This window comes from Streptomyces sp. rh34 (genome assembly GCF_002551245.1).
In the GTDB taxonomy this organism is placed as follows: Bacteria; Actinomycetota; Actinomycetes; order Streptomycetales; family Streptomycetaceae; genus Streptomyces.
In genome coordinates this window covers 1-1,242 of sequence record NZ_NTGZ01000538.1, presented here as the reverse complement: position 1 = coordinate 1,242, position 1,242 = coordinate 1, and the positions used below count along the sequence as shown (strand labels likewise).

The window sequence follows — 1,242 nt, the reverse complement described above, 5'->3', positions numbered from 1 at the left end:
GCACACCGCGGGCCTCACCGCCGCCGCCCTCGCCGCGGCGGCGGCCCACGGCCTCGACCCGATCGCCCTCGACGAGGCCGCCGACGCCCGTACACCCTCGCCCGCACTGAGGGCCACCGCCCGCAAACTGGGCCGCCAGCTGATGCGGGCCGCCCGCGCCACCTGGCCGAGCCCCGAACTGGACGCGCTCGCGGCGGCCCGACCGCGCGGCGCCCACCAGCCCGTCGTCCTCGGGCTCACCGCACGGTCGGCGGGTCTGGACCCCGTGGACGCCGCCCACTGCGTCGCGTACGAGACCGTCAGCGGCCCCGCCACCGCCGTCGTCCGGCTCCTCTCCCTCGATCCCTTCCACGCCACCGCCGTACTCGCCCGGCTCGCCCCCGAGCTGGACCGGGTCGCCGAACAGGCCGCCGAGGCCGCCCGGCAGGGCATCGACGCCCTGCCCGCCGCCTCCGCCCCGCTCCTCGACATCACCGCCGAGGCGCACGCAGCCTGGCCGGTCCGCCTCTTCGCCTCGTAACCCGCATCCACAGGAGCCCCCATGCACCTCGGCCACTCCCACGACGCCCCCGCCGCCGTCAGCGCCGACGCCACCCGCCCCGACGGCACCCGGCGCGCCCTGCGCATCGGCCTCGGCGGCCCCGTCGGGTCCGGCAAGACGGCCACCGTCGCAGCCCTCTGCCGCGAACTGCGCGACCGCCTCTCCATCGCCGTCGTCACCAACGACATCTACACCCAGGAGGACGCCGCCTTCCTGCTGCGCAACGCGGTCCTGCCGCCCGAGCGGATCCAGGCCGTCGAGACCGGCGCCTGCCCGCACACCGCGATCCGCGACGACATCTCCGCCAACCTCGAAGCCGTCGAGGACCTGGAGGACGCGGTCGGACCGCTCGACCTCATCCTCGTCGAGTCCGGCGGCGACAACCTCACCGCCACCTTCTCCAAGGGACTGGTCGACGCGCAGGTCTTCGTCATCGACGTCGCGGGCGGCGACGACATCCCGCGCAAGGGCGGCCCCGGCGTCACCACCGCCGACCTCCTGGTCATCAACAAGACCGACCTCGCCCCCTACGTCGGCTCCGACCTGGAGCGGATGGCCCTCGACGCCGAGAAGCAGCGCGGCGAACTCCCCGTCGCCTTCACCTCCCTGACCTCGGCCGAGGGCGTCGGACCGGTCGCCGACTGGGTGCGGGCGCGGCTCGCCGCCTGGGCCGCGTGAGCGTCCGCGCGACGGCCCGGCTG

General features: G+C 75.9%; 2 protein-coding genes. Both read left to right on the top strand.

Features of this window, described 5'->3' with window-relative positions:
- Positions 1–520, top strand: a 520-nt coding sequence (locus tag CR470_RS38045) for an urease accessory protein UreF (RefSeq protein WP_097872308.1), incomplete at its 5' end; no start/stop codon positions are given.
- A 21-nt stretch (positions 521–541) separates the two neighbouring features.
- On the top strand, positions 542–1,219 hold the full coding sequence (gene ureG, locus CR470_RS38040; protein ID WP_097872306.1) for an urease accessory protein UreG: 678 nt from the start codon (positions 542–544) through the stop codon (positions 1,217–1,219).
- Positions 1,220–1,242 lie beyond the last annotated feature (23 nt).